This is a genomic window from Photorhabdus sp. RW14-46, assembly GCF_963887965.1.
GTDB classification, from domain to species: Bacteria; Pseudomonadota; Gammaproteobacteria; order Enterobacterales; family Enterobacteriaceae; genus Photorhabdus; species Photorhabdus laumondii.
Map to the genome: position 1 here is coordinate 27,307 of NZ_CAWPHH010000020.1, position 18,016 is coordinate 45,322.

Here is an 18,016-nt window from a genome sequence, read left to right on the forward strand (position 1 = left end):
ACCCTTCCGGATGACGGTTGATCCCCGTAGATTACGGGGATCAAATGACAACAAATGGAGATAGTTCTGTATTTAGCGGTTTACCCCCGTAAAAACGGGGAACAAGTCCATCTCTGCCAGCTAAAACGCTAACTGTTCGGTTTATCCCCGTTAATACAGGGAACACGCTTCCAAACCCAAAACACAACAGTATCAGTTCGGTTCACCCCGTGGGCACAAGGAACACACCAATTACTACCGACTACATCACTGTTACTGTCCGGTTTATCCCCGTAGAGGTAGGGAACACCAAGGAAGCCAATGATCAGTGTCATTTTCGTACGGTTTATCCCCATGAGTACAATACAGGGAACACATCCTTAGCTTTATAACTATTTGGCGCACTGCTAGGTCCATCCCCGTAAGTACAGGGAACATTTAGCGAACATAGTAAAGCATCACTCATGCCGTGGTTTATCCCCGCAAATACAGGGAACACTTAAATTCTCTCTTTGACAAGATTTATCGAGTTTGGTTTACCCCGGTAATGACCAGGAACACTCAGTGACTGCTCCCCGCCGTAAAAAACGGCGAGGTTTCCCACTTCTCAGGCCGCCACCGTCTTTATGACGGATTGACGCTGGCCTCCATGGGCAAAAACGACGAGTCCCGCCCGCCTGTAATTCTATTATGCCCTTGCGCTGTATGTTGATCGCCGCATCGATATCGCGGTCATGTTCGACTCGACAGAAAGGGCATTGCCAGATCCGCTTACGCAGCGGCATTTCCGGCATTTTGTGACCACAGCAATGACAGGTTTTCGAACTGGCAAACCACTGATCCAGTTTGACCAGATGGACGCCCGCCGCTGCCGCTTTGTATTCCAGTTTCTTGATGAAGCCATGCTAGACCGCACTGGGCAAGGGTTTACAGCGGTTTTTGCTAACACCGATATCCTACCATTAATTATAGCGGTTTATCCCATTAAACACAGGAAACATATTCTTCCCTGTACAAATGTGTACCAAAATTCAGGGCCATCCCCACAGAGGTGAGGAACACGGTAATTATTTTATCAATATTTCCAAGAGTAACAACTACGCCTTACTCTACAGGATGATATTAGTTAGCAATATCACTTTTTACCATGCTTTTGAAGCATAACACGAACGCCTAACAACAGCGAATTTGCTACCTTTAACATCAATATCCTCATACAACAAAGAATATTGCATTACGATCTTCAACAAAAATAAATTTAAATGACATCCATGCCATTATACTGTTCTGATTAACATCAATCCGCATCCCATCGCTTTAGCACGACCAAAGCCTTTTGCATACTGTTCCAAATATAGCTCACCATTGGTAATCGTCAGAAGCCCTTGAAAATCTACACTGGAAAATTGTATTTTTTGCCCCTGCTTTTTTACACTTCGATGCTGAGTATAACCTTCAATATCCAGTAAATTGTCAAACTGAATACCCCACTGCTGCATACGACGATGGTTTAACAGCCAATTACGGGCAGCATTCTCCATCATAGCTTTTATTTTTCCCTGTTCCGTTTCACCTTGCTGTTTTGCCTGAAACTTAGCATGCATCAAGACATCATGACGCTGACGTTTTCCAGAAGGATCAGTAATACAGATCGTTGGATTAACGCGTAATTTGAAAGCTAAACGCTGCCCCTCCTTCAATTGAGGATAAAATGCTTTCGTTTCCACCTCAAACAATGGTGACTCAGTTTGAGGTGAGGTTTTAGATAAAACATAGAATACAGGTAATCCCATTATTCCGATCTCTTCCCGAAATAGAAATTGCCGTTTTTCGTCTGTTGAAAACAATTTCCATAACAATTGATGAGAAGTATAAACGCCATTTGCACTCAATTTTGCTAATATATTTGCTGTTTGACTCGATTGCCGAAGCACAATTTTAGACAAATACATCAACACCCTCCTCGATAGAAAGTTGATACATAGTACGTTGCCGGAATTGCCAACGCCCCCGGTTAATCGGCTCATCCCAAGGATGGCTGATTAAAATATTTGAAGAGATAATTTCATCTTTATTTCCCTCCCAAAAATAAGTCACAATACCGTTTGCACCTAGCCATAACTTATCTTCGCTATCAGAATGAATCAGCGGTGGAAAAGAGATATCCAATGCCATTTTTAATGCCGATGACGTAATGAGTTTAGGGCTGAGAGGCAAAGCAAGCGGGCAAGATTTACGTCCAAGATGCAAGATAAATACGGGCTTAAGTAAAGCATCCCGGAATCGTTCAAGCGTAAAACAAGCGTGTTCAGTTAATGTAATAGCAACGATCCAAATACCATCACAACGATAATCACGATTAGACAGTATGGTATTAAGTTTATCTGACCTTAATTCACTTTTACGGTTCTGATGAACCACATTATTATTGTGCGTCGGCACCTGCGTCGTATGATAATCACGCATTAAAGAGCCAGGAACGGTCTGCTTAATGGCAATTAACACACTTTTTTGTAATTTTGCTAATTCAGACTCATTATCTCGTTGAATACCTAGCGCTGCGCCTAATAACCCCAAAATCGCCGAGCGACCAGGATACAATTCCGTTGGCCTTTCTCCCCCAACCGCAGGTTGTCCCCAACTTGCCATCGGGCCATATAATCGGAAGACTAAATATGCTTTCATTTTGCCCCCATTACTGTGCAGCAAATTCAAGCAGTTCGGCCAAAGTTCCTTCCCCAGTGAATGTGTTGAATTTATAGCGGGCATCGGCACAAGTACCGTAAACCAGATCAATATTGCGCATTTGGCTTTCTAATGCATTAATTGCCGATGAGCCCTGGTCGCTGTCATTAATAGGCTTTAAAAATGCAACAGATAAAGAACGAGGTTGTTGTTCGCCTTTCTCAATGAGAGCAAAACTGGCATAAGCACGAGAAGCAAAACTATTTTGTTTACCCGCAGGCGATACTTTCACAGCGGCTTCTGTTAATGCTTTAATCGCTTTATTAGCCAGGGCTTCATCACCATCCAAATTTTTTATTAATTGCGTTTTATTAATGCAGATATAACTGTAAAACAGCGCGGCGGCAAAACCCAATTCCCCTATATGGGCCGATCCCGTATCTTCCTTACCATCATTTAAATCATCCACCGCTGTAAAATAATCATCTTCAATAACCACACTATGTACACTAATAGCATGAGCGACCTGACAGGCAGCCTCGACGTTAAATGCCGGACTTGAAGCTAACATCCGACCAAATAAAGCAATATCCACCGCGGTTTGCTTAGTTTTTAATAAATTAAGCTCTTCAGGCGTTGGTGCCCGGTTTTCTTCCGCCAGCACCGCAATCAACGACATAACAGATTGTTGCTCTTCCGGGCTGATATGCGCCAATTGTTCAATTTCTAAAGCATCTTTTTTCGTTTTGCCAAAAACACCAGCAATAGTCATAGCCAATGCTCTAGCCGATTTTTCTTTCACTCCAGCCTTGATCAACGCTTCAAATACCTTGATACCCAGTCGCTTGGTGCGAATACCAATATTCTCTGATAGCACCTGTTCAAACAATTCAGAAGTCCGCCAGTGACGTTTTAAACTTTGAGAACTCACACGTAAACGTTCAAAACCGCCCATTTTCGCTGTCTTAGGCCGGCCTAAATCATCACGATTCAGATTAGATGGCGCATAGGAAGTTAATAGGTGTAATTGAATAAACTGACTCATAATAATCATCCTAAACTCAATTAATGAAAATCCGATAAATCAACCGATTTACCACTAGCAGCACGGTAATAATCCATACCCCACCTCACTTTGATACGCCTATCCGCCTTGCATGGTCGTAATTGCTCATATTCAGCAAACCACTCCTCAATATCCCGCGCTAAAGCCAAAACAGAAATATTGCCTTTGATTTGCTGTAAAACCCGACATAATCGACGTAATAATTCATTCGGTGTTTTAGCATTTTGTAATTGTGAAAATCTTAATTCACTGACCACCGGTTTATTTCCTCCTCCTTTCTTACCCGCCGCTACCGCCAATTTGATATCACTGTTGTTTTTAACATGAACTAATGCCACCGCCATCGTGGCCCAATATTCCAATTTTATCGGATTATCCGACAAACTAATTTCATCAGGTAAGCTGAGCCATAAAGCCCGAAAGCCTTCAGTTAACATAGCCATCTCAACACTGTCACAGCGCTTTAACTGAGCTCTATAAGTAGAAGGGGCTGGAATAATACCTTTCTCTTTTAGCTGTTTTGGTGACATAAACATACTTTGCCACCAATGCAATAATATGATTTCACTCTTACTGTCCATTACACCTCCTCTTTCCCGGAGTGAATATGATGATTAGTGATAAATGTTTTGATCTCTTTTAACGCTTTTTGTCCATATAACCCGATAATTAACTGCTGACGCGCTTTCATACGTTTCGCTATTGAACGCTCATTTCCTAATTCAGATAAAGCAACATATTCATCAAATAAATCTCTACAGAGATAACGCAAGGTATTGAGCCAATGTTTGGCCTGTTCTGGTGTCAGAAACGGCGCATCGGAATTTGCATTATCGATAAGTTGATGCACCACAGAAAAAAATAGCGATTCACTTTGTTGCCAAAAAGTCAGGTCAATAAAGGAAGTGTCTCCTTTCACATCAACGGGCTTTTCAAACCAAGCCGCTTTTATTTGATTCCGGCATAGCCAAATCATATTGATTGCCAGCTTTTGTAGCTCTTTGACTTGATATAGAATCTTTTCCTGTTGTTCAAATAAGACAAAAAACAACGGCACAGTGACAGAATACCAACAACGTGCTTTCATATTATCCATATCGTAGCCAAACACCCACAGACGAGGCATTACCCTTCGGAGTTCAGCAAAATGACAACATAAAGAGTAAAAATGGCTTACAACCGGCGCACAACGCTGTCCACTCTCATGGCTGGTAAAGACTAAAGCATCCCAAATTTTATATGTCACCCCTCCCGGTTGGCCTTTAATCGATAAGGGTGGTGTTAGTTTTTTAGGATCCCATTTATAGGGCGTTAACGGATGGCTCCAATTACCGGTATAATTGCCGCCATAGTTTTGTGCCCGATATTCAGAGACAGTGAACTCAGAATATTTACCTGAAATTTTGCAAATATTCTCACCCTTTTCCACTATAAGACGTATACGTCTCGGCATTGCCCAATACATATGTAAGGGATGCACATCCGTAGCATGAATTTCTGTCCCTTCATTAACACTCACTTTTGTTGGCGCTAACCAGGGAAAAACCTGAGCACTGGTTAAATCAGGTTCTGAATAATGCCATTCACTTCGACTAATAACGTTTAACCACAGTTTTTGCCATAATGTGGCATCGGTTTGTTGCGGCACCACTAACGTGGTTAATGGTCCCCCACCTCGTAATCCGACTCGATGTCCCACCCCTCCTGACGGTGCATTAATTTGTAAGGTAAACAGTGCCAAAGTCGCCATTTCAAGAGACATCACATCTCCGATGCCACGTTTAATGAAATGATCCGTATTCAGTCTTAAACCATTCGCTCCCGGTGCTTCAATTAACAATCCAGCTACAGTGGTTGATTTTACTGTTTGCAGCGGATCAAAATCCTGCATAAAAAGAGGCCCTATACCGGTAACATTAAAAGCATGTATCACTTTATTAAAATTTTGTTGTAATACCTTCTTATCAGGTGATGTTTCATAGAGAGCATGCCATTGATATTTATCTTCCGGCGCAAAAACGGTTTGTAATAAACCAATGGCAAATTGGCAAGCTGCTCCTTGAAAATCAGCTCGCGGTAAAGCAAAGTCCATAACATCATGATCACATATCGCATTAATGGGCAGTACTTTTTCACTGCCATCACGCAACCGAAAGGGCAACCACGGGTCCTGAACTAAGTTCATAACACCTCCTGCTTTTATCTTTCACAAAAGCCTATTGTTGAAGAATAAGTAAAATTCGGATCTTGATCTGGCAACCAAGGTTGCAAATATCTAACTTGGTAATATCTCTGTTGCAATGCATTGAGAGCAGGTATTAATTTTGTTGGAATTGGGGCTAATTTATCCGCATACTTATTTCTGGATAATTTAATCGTACTCAGTGACACTGAAAATTCGGCTGAATTTACCCAAGGTACAAGTTGTCCTGAATCCCCTTTTTTCAATAATAATACCTCAACAGTTTCAATATCACTGTAGCGAGCATTAATATCTGAATCATCCTCATACCAATGATCAGCACTTCGATCACAATAACCATATAATTGCCACTGTAACCAATAAGACTTAGCTTTAGCTGCCTGACTTCGCTCCTCATCAATTAATTCATTCTCTTGATACTTTAACACTTCCGGTGCTTGCTCATAAGCATGACCATAAACCGCATCAATTAATTGGCGTGTTTCCGCAGGCATACGTATAGCACCCAGTTTTCTCAATATGCGCATGGTTAACCACAAACGTACAGGCGAGCGATAAACATATTGTGTGTTACGAAAATTATGGCTTAGCCAATCTGATCCAGGTTGCTCCCGCCATTCAGGCGCATGGATAAACAATATGGGTGTAGGACGTGAATCTTTAATACCCCATCGATAAATACCATCGCTATCGCGAGTATGGCGATGCAAGCGCCCGGCTCGCTGAATGAGATCATCAATAGGGCAAAGATCTGAAATCATGACATCGGCATCAGTATCTAAACTCGCTTGGAATATCTGTGTGGTAATTAATGCTTTGCCCCGCCGCAATTCACCATGACTATTTTTATCAAAAATAGTCAATACATGATCTTCAATCTCTTTTCGGTGTTGCAATATAAACTGGCTATGAAATAACAGACAACGCTCAGGTTCAGTAAGTAAACTTCGCAGTGTCTGATAAGCCTCAATAGCATCATCTACTGTATTTCGTATCCAAACGACACATTGCCCTTGTACAATGGCGGCTAATACCTTTTCAACACAACTGCCAAAGCTATTTAAGAAATCAACTTTGATTTCCCGGCTAACATCTTTTCGGCTTGATAACGGTTGTTCAATAACGGGCAATATGGCATTTAAACTTATTTTGGTTGCTAAAGGAAAATCATTTTTTTGCAATAATTGAGAACTCAACCCGCCAACATTTAGCCAAATATCCGTTAAACGTTGACGCTGTTTAAAGGTCAATGTTGCTGTCAATAAAACAGCTGAACCGCCCTGATAAAGATGCAGCGCTAATAAATTTTCCAGTAAATTAAACATAAATTCATCAGCCGCATGAACCTCATCAACGATTAATACTTTACGATTAAGCCCAAATAATCTTAATGATTGATAGCGCCTTGGTAATACAGCCAATAAAGCCTGATCAATCGCTCCGATTCCGGCAGGCGCTAACAGTGCCTGCTTACGTGGGTCAGCTAACCATTGATTACACTGCGCTGAAGCAGCGATATCTGTTTTACCATCGTTTCTATCTGGATGACCTAACGCTAAAACGGGTTCATGAAATTGATTATTCATCCCCCACGTACCATGAGCTAAAACGATATTTGGTTTACTGTCATCCTCTGTCAAGAGCATTTGCTGGTAATGTTGAGCAATCCGGCTAAATATTGCATTAGAAGACGCTATTGTAGGCAAACCGAAATAAAAACCATCAGCGGCTTTTGCCTGCATCAAACGATGTGTAAGAGCAAGCGCCGCTTCTGTTTTACCCGCTCCAGTAACATCTTCTAAAATAAATAGCTGAGGAGAATCATCTACAGGTATTGATTCGGCCCACTGTTGCAATGGTGTTGCAGCAAAACCGTAATATTCCTGAATAGAAATAAACGGCTTGACTACCGGCGGTCTCCCTAAATTTATCGCCATAACCGCTTTTTTTGCCATTGCTTGAGCATGTTTCCAATAATCTGTTAACGGCATAGGTTTAGATTGATACGTAAAATAATGGCTATCAGAACCAATCCAATCCGCCAATATTGCAATACCAGCAAACTGCCAGCTCACTTGTTCCAGTCGCCTTCGCCACTCTTTGGATTGTAATTTTTCAATGGGAAACTCAGGTTGAAATAATTCAACCAAATGATGTGCAAAGAGGGCGGCAGCATTAAAATTATGAGGTTCAGTAAAATGTTTAATCGCTCTATAGCCTGTTTTATCAATTGGCCGGCCGTGATGCCCTAATACACAATCAATGAATACCATTAAGGTATCAAACATCTCTCGCTGTTCTCTGTGCTCAGCACCTTCAATATTAACGAGTCTATTAAGTAACTCTGCTTTGATATTTTCCCAGAAATACAACCCTATACGATCATGACAAAAATAACGGCCATCATACTCTTTGGGGCAATCTGGTCGATGCAGACCGACTGCCAAACCGGGAAGTAATTTTTGAAAAGCAGAGGCAAATTTACCAATATCGTGCAAAGCCAATATAAAAGAGACCATGCTTCGTAACTGCTGCGTAGATAACGCTAAAAAGCTAGCAAGATCTCTAGTTAACGATCTTTCTAAAGAGAGTAACTGCATTCCTACCGCAGCAACATCTAAACAATGGTAAGGAAGTAGATGATAATCGGCACTATCAATCTCTAAGACTCGCTTCGCCTTACCCCAGTATTGAAAATAAATTGGCATTTCCATCTAAAATCCTTACTTGAACATCTCTTTTACCTATTTTTAGAACATAATGCGAAAATTTAGATCATAAAAATACTAGTTTCTGTTTTTTTAGGATAATTCTGTATAAAAACTCACTATCTAAACAGACGAATTTTTGGCCTACCTCTGAGCATTAAGCCAGAATTAAAGTAACATCGTAGTGCCAAGGAACCGTTTGACCGGGTAGCCAACCTATACTCATCTATATGATAAATAAAGATAATTACATGTAAGGTCCGTACCCGTTTTACCAAAGGTTCATTTACACTGATAATCCTGCGTATATGATGTCAGGCCAAGGTAAGATGAAAGTACTGATGGGTGTTTAGCGATGTCAATTACAATTATTCCACAAATCGCTTTTAATTCTTATCTGCATAGGTTTAATCCCTAATGCGGCGGCATAACAAAAGAGCTAATTAATCGCTTATCTAAGATAATGACGTAATTAATCCGGAAATTTTTTATGACCATGCAGCCATTCAATAGCGTCAATACAAAGACTATCGGTGTTTTCGCTTCCATTTTTCAAATTGCAAAGGTCGGAGACCATACCTTGCCAACACACCTTCATGTAATCGCCGTAATTCCTCAATAACTAATGCCTTTAACGTGTCACGTTCAGATTGACTTAATTCATCAGAAATTAATTTATCTATCACGTCAATTGAATCCATCTCTGGCGTGGCAACTACCCGATAAACGATCTGCTTAATCACATTTCGATATTGTAATCTTAACGGATCTGGTGTGGTTATTCCCTGCGTGACAGCCAAATATTCTCGGGCAGAACGCTCATAAGCCCATAGATAAAGATCTCGTAGTAATTCAACTCGGGTCATTTCATAAATACCAAGCATTGCACGGCTATATGCCTCTTCCGGTACATCGACAAAAGTTAACGGACATAGATTTGAACGAATCAACGGCAAATTAGCTGCCAGGCGGGAAGTTCGTTTATTGACATCAGCAAAAGGCTGTAAATACGGCAAATGGATCATCATAAAAAAGGATTGCTCAAATGGATCTGATATAGCTCGTGCTTTCCCGAGCAACGAATCCAAAATTTCACTGATATGGGCCTCACCCGATAAAGGTCTGAAAACACTTTTTCCTATTTCAACTTGATGTTGACGGATACGTCCTTCATAGACAGGATTAGATAATAAATTTTCAGATAATGTACTGTGTAAATTGAGAACGGTATATCGATTAAAATCAAGTTCCTCAATACCATCGACAAGTAATTCAATAGCGGCTTTATGGTTTAGGATCATTTGAGTTTCAATCGCGTTTTTTCCTACCGCAATTTTTCCATATTCAATCAACTTCACCGTATCCAATCGACTGTAAGTGTTTCCTTCCAAATAACTTGAAGCCCACGATAAATCAATGAGCAAACGATCCAAGATAGCTCTACCATAGGTTCCCGCTGGCTGTGAGATTTGTTTCGTATCTCCAATTCGCCAAAGCTGATTACGAATTGGAACCGACAGATAATAAGTGACATTCGGCTCATATGATTCCAGAAACTCTCGCTGATAACCGACAGGCGTCCTCGCTTTGATGGGTTGATCAATATAACGAAGAATATCCTGACTATCTTCAGACAGTGGAATATAGCTCGGGAAATTATCCGATCTATCCGCTACTGAATCTGATGTTTCCTCCGTAGCGATAACATAGCGGCGATTTCGACCTTCACCCAATATCTGTACTTTCTTATTTTCAACAAGTCGCCCCAGCCAACGTTGAACAGTCCTTCTAGGAACGGAGGGATGCTCCACCAATAAATCCGAAACAGACATAGGTTGTGATGCAATACACAAAGTTTCATAAATATCAGTCATTAAACTCATGGCGAACAACAGCTCCCAGTAAGAACATGGCGCGATTATGGCGCAATTCAGATAATCGCGCCACTTTTGTGCCACCAATATGGCGCGATTATGGCGCAATTAATGTGGGCAATCCATTTGACTGTAGTGTTGAACCTGTTTAGCTAAAAACAGGACAGATGAACATGACAGCAGCAATCTTATTTACGGGGTAGGGGTAGGAGCATCAACATCCAGCAAACTTTCAATAGCGCCGCTACGTAAAAAACGTTGCGTCTTAGGTATGACATGGACTTTTTCACTCACAGGAAAAACCTCAATGCCCGCACCTAAAAATACCGGAATCGTGGTTAAGAATATTTGTTGTAATTCACCAGCCTCAGCAAAATACGCAGCGGTTTTACCTCCCCCAACTAACCAGACATCTTTACCATTAGCCATTTTCTTTGCCTTGGCAGCAATAACTCTTACTGTTTCATTGGTTATGATGATATTCAACCCTTCAGGCGTTGACAGCGCCCTATGAGAAAGAACGAAGGCCGGAACATTTTTGTATGGCCAATCATCCGGTGAATTTGTCATTATCCATTCGTATGTTTGTGCTCCCATAATCACAGCACCAATACCTCGATAAAAATCATCATAAGGTGTTGCATCATCCCCAAGCACAAATTCATATAACCAATCCAGCCCATTGTTTTTATTAGCAATATAACCATCTATTGTCGTAGCGACGTAATAAATTAATTTCGGCATTATTACCTTCCTATTAAACACGATGTTAAAACGCTATATACCCGTTATCCTTCAAGTTGCCTCTTTGTTGGCTGTACTCTCTCACCCCGGTCACATCGTTATCTATGCTCCCGGGGATTCGCTCCCTTGCCGTCGCGATGCATCTTGAAATCCATAGGGTATACACCCAGATTGATGACAGTTAAAATATTTTCAAACCTCCGTCAAAAGGTAACGCGTATTTTCTAAGAAATTATACTTTATAAGATATATATCACCACACATATTTACTTCCATTACTTCATATTTTCGCCAACACAATACATGAAAAAGTAAAATACTAAAGCATCGTTTCCATCCCCTAAAACGTAAATTTCATCATTCAATGCCACTTGGTCACAGATATGAAAAACCCAAGAAATTAAAATAAAAAGTAAAATAAACAACTTAACCAACAAAATATAATATCTATTGGCACTTTAATACTTGATGATGAAAAATAGCTCATCCATAAAAGCTAACTTTCATCATCTATAATATTGTTATAGAATCGATATTCAGGAACTTTAGCCTCATTAATCGTACCAATTCTTACTGGCAAATGACCATACGAATGACATAATAATTTTATATAATTCCAATACTCCCTCTCTGTTTCTATATGTTCTATTAGCGGATCAAAAGCACCATCATAAAACTCAACATTTAATTCTCTGTCATTATTACCTCCATTAATATTCCCACTATTATTTTCTTGTTGAAGAATACATTCTTTATTATCCTTTTCGTGATTCATATTTCCGCGATCTATAATTTCCAACATCTCTTTTATCATTTCTAAGCTATGACAAGCTGTTTGCGGTGAATTGTAGAATAAGCCATCATTAAAAATAGCTTCCATCAATTCATAAAACGCAAACGAGGTTGTTCCCTGTATATATTTGATATTTCTATTATCATATATACCAAAACATTTATCATTCAAAATATCCGTATTATTATCATCATAACCAATTAATATTTGCCTGTCACTGGCAATGACTGGAATATTTTTAATTTCATGGATATATTCACTGATACTGTAATGCTCTTTATCGCCTTTCCTATAACCCGATGCCATACAAACTGATTCAATATTAAAATATTTTGTCGGCGTATGTTCACGATTAAAATATTCAGACAGTTTTTCATTATCTTTCATATCTTTTCGCTGATATACCCGATGAACCGACGTGATTCTCTGAATGCTGATCCAATCAAATATCGGTTCTTCTTGCGAAGGCTTTCTAATCTCTGCAATGTAAGCAGAAATATCAATTTCCAACCAAGTGCTTAGCATAGCCTGCCACGGTTCTATCGCGAGAAATATATTTGATATTGTTACTCCTTTTTCTATTAAGACCTTATTTCTGAAATATTTCAAGAAAAAGAACGGATCATTTTTACCTAACTGTTCCTGAACTGATAACATCGGCACAGCGATTGTCGTATCGTAATCTGAACGAAATCTCAGAATCGAATCAACACAAATAATTAAAGTACCTTCCATTTTATCCCTCGTTCACTTAAGCTTTTAATATATTAACCACTGTAATTATCGTATATATAACCATCTATTATAGCTATATATCTGAATTTTGCTATTTTTGAATGTCAAATTTATTATTCCAACTGCCTACATTACATCAATATTAAAAGATAATTGCATGATATATTAGGCACTCATCAATAAACCCAACATTATAATTACTTTATATCCGTCATCTTTCAAGTTGCCCCTTTGTTGGCTGCACTCTCTCACCCCGGTCACATAGTTATCTATGCTCTCGGGGATTCGCTCCCTTTCCGTCGCGATGCATCTTGAAATCTATTGGGTATACCCCTAAATCTAAAATGATTTAAAATTTTCCCTTGTGAAAATATTTTTAATATTAAATTCAACTTGAAACTATTAAAAAAAATAACTATTCAGATATTCTCAACACCTTAAATACTCGGCTAACAGTAAAACTCAATAGAGGATGAACAAGAGATCAAATCAATTATACCCGTTATCTTTCAAGTTGCTTCTTTGTTGGTTGCACTCGCTCACCCCGGTCACATAGTTACCTATGCTCCCGGGAATTCACTCCTTTGCCGTCGCGATGCATCTTGAAATCCATAGGGTATAGGCCATAAATAATAATCAGTTTCTCCATTGATTTAACCTTAAAATATACGTCATTAACTCCTTAATCGTCATTTTAATTTCCTTGAAGTACTACTCATATTCTATAGCACTATAAAGGAATGTTTAGTTTAAATTCTCGATCTCTGTTTAAAATCCTTATAATTTAGCCCTGTCAATCATGATCAAAACGACAAATTAATTCATTAATTTTATTTATAGTAAATAAAAATGCATTTGATCAGCGGGTTCGTATCCATTATTTATTGGTAACGGAAAGCAATTACCTGTAACATACCAAAAGTGATAATGATTTGCATTTACATTGATAGCATAGCATGAAAATGACCGTTAATGTTTTAGACACTCAACAGATCCAGTGGATGTACGTCCACAATCATGATTGGCTATTTCGTTGGCTTAAGCATCGCCTTAACTGCGATGAAACTGCCGCAGACCTGACTCAAGATACTTTTGTTAAATTACTTCGTTCACCTTTACCACAGCAACTTAATGAACCCCGTGCCTACATTGTCACCATTGCTAAGGGGTTGATGGTTAACTGGTATCGTCGCCGCTCACTTGAACAGTCTTATCTGGATTTACTCGTCAGTCTGCCTGAACCGCTTATTCCCGCACCAGAGCAAAAACTTATCATCCTCGAAACACTTCAGGAAATTGATATTATGCTCAGCCAACTCCCCACGCCAGTGCAAACGGTCTTTTTACTTTCCCAGATAGAAGGCATGAAATACGAAGATATTGCAAATCAGATGAATATTTCGCTGTCCACAGTAAAACGTTATATGAAACAAGGCTTTTATCAATGCCTGATAGCGATGGCATAAGAGGGCTTGGTATGGCTTCCTCTGATACATCGTCTTTATCAAGTACACCTTCTGAAAAGATACTTGCCGAAGCCGCAGAATGGTTGACCATTTTACATGATAGCCATGCCAGCGAAGCTGATCGGAATGCCTGCGCTGCCTGGTGTGCACAAAGTCCAGAACATGCTCAAGCCTGGGAACACGCACAGTGTCTGTTAGCACGGTTACACCATTTACCACCGCATATCGCCTCACCTCTGTTAAATAACAAACAGCCCCTTTCCCGTCGAGAAGCCATCAGAAAGCTTACACTTATGTTGTTAATACCGGCTGGCGCATCATCACTCTTTTGGCGATCTGATCAATTTCAGCTTCTCACTGGCGATTATCACACCCAAACGGGGCAAATCCAGCACTGGTCATTACCGGATAACAGCCAACTCACTTTAAATACACAAAGCTCAACAGATGTTCATTATGATGATACCCAACGGCTTATTAGTCTAAAGCTAGGGGAAATCTATATTGAAACCCATAAAGATAACCGCCATCCAGCTCGCCCATTTAAAGTACAAACCAAACAAGGCGTTATTGTGGCATTGGGCACAAAATTCAGCGTCCGCCAACAAGCCTCACACGCTCAGGTGGAAATAGTAGAAGGAGCGGTTCGCATTACGCCAGATAACGGTTTACCACACATACTGCATGCTGGAGAAGCAACCCATTTCACTCAATTTACCGTTGCCCCACAACATACCCGTTCAATAACATCTCTAAGCTGGTTACAAGGCATGATGGTAGCCGATAACTTGCCGCTGGCAACGGTGGTTACTGAACTGAATCGCTATCGTTCCGGCATCATCCGTTGCGATGATGCAGTAGCTCATCTGCGGGTTTCTGGTGCTTTTCCCCTACGGGATACGGATCTGGCACTGCATATGCTATTACAAACCTATCCGCTCTCAATACGCCGCCTGACCCGCTATTGGATTACACTCACCTCACCCAGTTAATAAAAATAATCATTTTTACTGACACTTTTTTCAATCTCATACGGCATAGAAATAAAAGAAGCTGAAAAAGTTATGGAGAACTTACTATGCTATATCAAAAACTTACTATGCTATATCAAAAACTTACTATGCCATATCCTGTTGACTGCCAAGATTCACAACCACGTTGGCAGAAAAAGTCTTTAGTCGCACTGTTATTACCATTAATACTGCTACCGACTCGTTCCCTTTACGCCACCACACCAGCAGATACACTCTATTCCGTTCATATTCCACCAGGTTCATTAGGCAATTCGTTGTCCCACTTTGCGGCTCAAACCGGGACAGCGCTCTCCTTCGATCCGAATTTAACCAACGGACTCACAGCACCTTCATTAAACGGTAGTTTCAGCGCTCATCAAGGTTTAGTACAACTGCTCACAGGCAGTCATTTACAACTGTCCCAACGTACCGATGGCAGCTACACGCTAGTAAAAATGACAAAGAAGATGACCAACAAAGGTGTAATCGTACTAAATCCTCTTACGGTAGCTGGCAATCGCGGGTATTCAGGTAATGAACCATTGCGGTTCGGCAGTACCACCATCAAAGGCAAAGATATCGAAAAATTCGGCGTGATCCACCCCGTTGATATTTTCAAAATCACACCGGGGGTATTATCCGGCGAAGCGCGTAGTTCAGGCAGCCTGGATGTGAATATCCGAGGCTTGCAAGGACAAGGCCGAGTCCTAACCACTGTTGATGGCGCATCTAACCAGACCGCGCTTTACCGCGGCTATCAGGGTGTCTCCAACCGTTCCTTTATCGATCCCGATTTCATTGGCCGGGTAGATATCAGTAAAGGCCCGACAGGAAAAGGCGGTATGGGAGCTATTGGGGGAACGGTGGAGATAAAAACCATTGAAGCCAGTGATATCCTCCTCGATGGACAAAAGGCAGGAGTGCGCCTGAAAGGAAGTCTGTTGAACAACCATTCTAATCCTGACGATTATCAACGCAATGACTGGCCTTCCCCATCAAAAACCTCTCTTTTCGATGCTAAAAATCGCACCGGGAGTATTGTTTTCGCGATTGCCGAACCTTCCTATGAATTGCTGTTTGGTGTTTCTCAGCGCAAGCGGGGTAATTACCACTCTGGCAAACACGGACCGGGCGCTAAGGAGCGTGGCATGCCAGGCTATTTGTGTGAGAGTGATCCACAAGATTGCCGCATTCCACAATTCAGTGAACAGATGGCCGGTTATTCGCTGTACGCAATGGGAGATGCCGTACCTAACACTTCCGAAGATAGCCAGTCATTACTGGGTAAAGGAAAAGTTCGTTTTGGCGATGGTCATGAAATCTCGGCTATCATTAGCCATTACCAAAATCTCTACGGGGAATCCTATGTCGCGGATATGGCAAACCTGAGCCAAACATTTATGATCTTGGAACAGGGGCCACTGACACGGCTCAACATGAACAGGCACAGCCTCAACTATAAATGGGAACCTGCGTCAAATCCCTGGATTAATTTGGATATCGGAGTATGGCAAACACGGGTTAACGATCGCCCTCGAACCGCAAATAATACCCTCGGTGATAAAAAATTCATGCGCACAGTCGGGGTGAATTTGAGCAACACCTCATTATTTGATCTTTCAATGCAAGATATTGAGTTGAACTACGGTGCCAGCTTTATTCGTGAACGCACTGGCCCAAGCGCAGGTAAATGGAAATATGCCGTTAATCGGGAAGGAGAACGTAAAGAAGGCCATTTTTTCCTGAGCGGGAACTATATGCTTGCCGACCGCCTGACCCTAATGGGCGGATGGGATTACAAATCCTATCAGATCGAAGATGACAGTCCAGCTCGTCCGGGTAGCTCTTGGTTACCACAACTCACCTCTGGGAAAGTCAACAATAAGCGAGACCATGCTCATGGCTATTGGGTAGGCACTAAGCTTGAACTTAATCATGAAACAGCACTGCATGCCAAATATGCCTACGCCCCACGTTTTCCATCAATGGTTGAAGGTATTCGTGGCTACATGATGAATGTAGACGATCATATAAAACCTGAAATTTCAAAAAATATCGAAGTCGGGCTGACATCACGCTTCCCGGATATCATTGCTCAAAATGATAGCTTCGATATTGCAATATCCTACTTTGATAACCGGGTGAAGGACTATATCAGCCGGTCATGGATGGATGATTACTGGAGTATGTACATCAGTAATATTAAAGAGGCTAAATTTGCCGGATTGGAATTGGCAAGTGTTTACCATAGCGATCACTTTGATGCGCGTTTATCGATGAATTACTACACAAAAGTCAAATTCTGTACGGAAAATGACGGGTGCATCGCACGTAGTCTCCCTTCGGATTATGCAACTAATCATATTCCGCCTAAATATGCGGTATCACTCGATCTGACACAGCGATTTTTAAATGACAATGTATCTGTCAACGCCAGAGTTTCCCATTATGGACAAAGATCTGTACCAGCAGGAAAACCAGGACGCGGTTCTGCTCCTCTGTTGGCACCCATTATTTGGCGGCCTGCAACTGTAGCCGATATCTCTCTGACTGCCCGTATAAATAAGCATGTCGAATTTGAGCTCGGTGTGGATAATGTGTTCGACAAATATTATATCCAACCTCTTAGCCTCGGCTATATCCCTTCACCGGGCAGAACGTTTCGTGCCGGTATCACAACTTATTTTTAAATTCATTCGTTAAGCTGGTGGCATATCCATGATATGCCACTTTCTGGTAAAAGGGCGAGG

Annotated in this window: 15 protein-coding genes and 1 pseudogene; 4 read left to right on the forward strand and 12 right to left on the reverse strand. The window is 41.0% G+C overall.

Features of this window, described 5'->3' with window-relative positions; translation table 11 throughout:
• Window positions 1-128 precede the first annotated feature (128 nt).
• The gene (locus tag AACQ38_RS15660) at window positions 129-314 is read right to left on the reverse strand and encodes a hypothetical protein (protein WP_109791333.1); all 186 of its coding nucleotides are present in this window, start codon (window positions 312-314) and stop codon (window positions 129-131) included.
• 272 nt (window positions 315-586) lie between these two features.
• Window positions 587-881 (reverse strand): annotated as a pseudogene (locus AACQ38_RS15665) (zinc ribbon domain-containing protein); the annotation flags it as partial.
• Here AACQ38_RS15665 and AACQ38_RS15670 point away from each other — a divergent pair.
• Window positions 789-1,034: a hypothetical protein gene (locus AACQ38_RS15670; protein ID WP_207631894.1), complete on the forward strand. Its 246-nt coding sequence runs from the start codon at window positions 789-791 to the stop codon at window positions 1,032-1,034. The pseudogene AACQ38_RS15665 and the gene AACQ38_RS15670 overlap by 93 nt on opposite strands.
• 222 nt (window positions 1,035-1,256) lie before the next feature.
• Here the strand turns inward: AACQ38_RS15670 and cas6e are convergent, their stop codons facing one another.
• From cas6e to AACQ38_RS15720, 10 genes are all read right to left on the reverse strand, one after another.
• Complete coding sequence (gene cas6e, locus AACQ38_RS15675) at window positions 1,257-1,931, reverse strand: type I-E CRISPR-associated protein Cas6/Cse3/CasE (RefSeq protein ID WP_011145124.1); 675 nt, start codon at window positions 1,929-1,931, stop codon at window positions 1,257-1,259.
• Window positions 1,918-2,664 carry a type I-E CRISPR-associated protein Cas5/CasD gene (cas5e, locus tag AACQ38_RS15680; protein WP_011145123.1) on the reverse strand — a complete coding sequence of 249 codons (747 nt, stop codon included), beginning with the start codon at window positions 2,662-2,664 and terminating at the stop codon, window positions 1,918-1,920. The genes cas6e and cas5e overlap by 14 nt, the downstream gene beginning before the upstream one ends.
• Before the next feature lie 10 nt (window positions 2,665-2,674).
• Window positions 2,675-3,709, reverse strand: coding sequence for a type I-E CRISPR-associated protein Cas7/Cse4/CasC (gene cas7e / locus AACQ38_RS15685; RefSeq protein ID WP_113026056.1), 1,035 nt, complete (start codon window positions 3,707-3,709; stop codon window positions 2,675-2,677).
• Window positions 3,710-3,729: 20 nt separating this feature from the next.
• Window positions 3,730-4,311 carry a type I-E CRISPR-associated protein Cse2/CasB gene (gene casB, locus AACQ38_RS15690; protein WP_011145121.1) on the reverse strand — a complete coding sequence of 194 codons (582 nt, stop codon included), beginning with the start codon at window positions 4,309-4,311 and terminating at the stop codon, window positions 3,730-3,732.
• Entirely contained in the window at window positions 4,311-5,915 is a 1,605-nt protein-coding gene (gene casA, locus AACQ38_RS15695; protein WP_011145120.1) for a type I-E CRISPR-associated protein Cse1/CasA, read from the reverse strand. Before casA ends, casB begins: the two co-directional genes overlap by 1 nt.
• 14 nt (window positions 5,916-5,929) lie before the next feature.
• Entirely contained in the window at window positions 5,930-8,647 is a 2,718-nt protein-coding gene (cas3, locus tag AACQ38_RS15700; protein WP_165578560.1) for a CRISPR-associated helicase Cas3', read from the reverse strand.
• A gap of 521 nt (window positions 8,648-9,168) precedes the next feature.
• Window positions 9,169-10,524 (reverse strand): Fic family protein, encoded by a 1,356-nt coding sequence (locus tag AACQ38_RS15705; RefSeq protein WP_041380586.1) that lies wholly within the window; start codon window positions 10,522-10,524, stop codon window positions 9,169-9,171.
• A gap of 183 nt (window positions 10,525-10,707) precedes the next feature.
• On the reverse strand, window positions 10,708-11,259 hold the full coding sequence (locus AACQ38_RS15710) for a dihydrofolate reductase family protein (protein WP_011145117.1): 552 nt from the start codon (window positions 11,257-11,259) through the stop codon (window positions 10,708-10,710).
• 25 nt (window positions 11,260-11,284) lie between these two features.
• On the reverse strand, window positions 11,285-11,425 hold the full coding sequence (locus AACQ38_RS15715) for a hypothetical protein (protein ID WP_165578561.1): 141 nt from the start codon (window positions 11,423-11,425) through the stop codon (window positions 11,285-11,287).
• A gap of 330 nt (window positions 11,426-11,755) precedes the next feature.
• Complete coding sequence (locus tag AACQ38_RS15720; RefSeq protein WP_011145116.1) at window positions 11,756-12,787, reverse strand: hypothetical protein; 1,032 nt, start codon at window positions 12,785-12,787, stop codon at window positions 11,756-11,758.
• Between the two features lie 962 nt (window positions 12,788-13,749).
• Here AACQ38_RS15720 and AACQ38_RS15725 point away from each other — a divergent pair.
• The 3 genes from AACQ38_RS15725 to AACQ38_RS15735 all read left to right on the forward strand — a co-directional run bounded on the left by AACQ38_RS15725 (window position 13,750) and on the right by AACQ38_RS15735 (window position 17,956).
• Entirely contained in the window at window positions 13,750-14,253 is a 504-nt protein-coding gene (locus tag AACQ38_RS15725; protein ID WP_041380584.1) for a sigma-70 family RNA polymerase sigma factor, read from the forward strand.
• Window positions 14,232-15,245, forward strand: a complete 1,014-nt coding sequence (locus tag AACQ38_RS15730; RefSeq protein ID WP_011145114.1) for a FecR domain-containing protein — start codon at window positions 14,232-14,234, stop codon at window positions 15,243-15,245. The genes AACQ38_RS15725 and AACQ38_RS15730 overlap by 22 nt, the downstream gene beginning before the upstream one ends.
• Window positions 15,246-15,331: 86 nt before the next feature.
• Window positions 15,332-17,956 carry a TonB-dependent receptor gene (locus tag AACQ38_RS15735; RefSeq protein ID WP_207631890.1) on the forward strand — a complete coding sequence of 875 codons (2,625 nt, stop codon included), beginning with the start codon at window positions 15,332-15,334 and terminating at the stop codon, window positions 17,954-17,956.
• The last annotated feature ends 60 nt before the right edge of the window (window positions 17,957-18,016 follow it).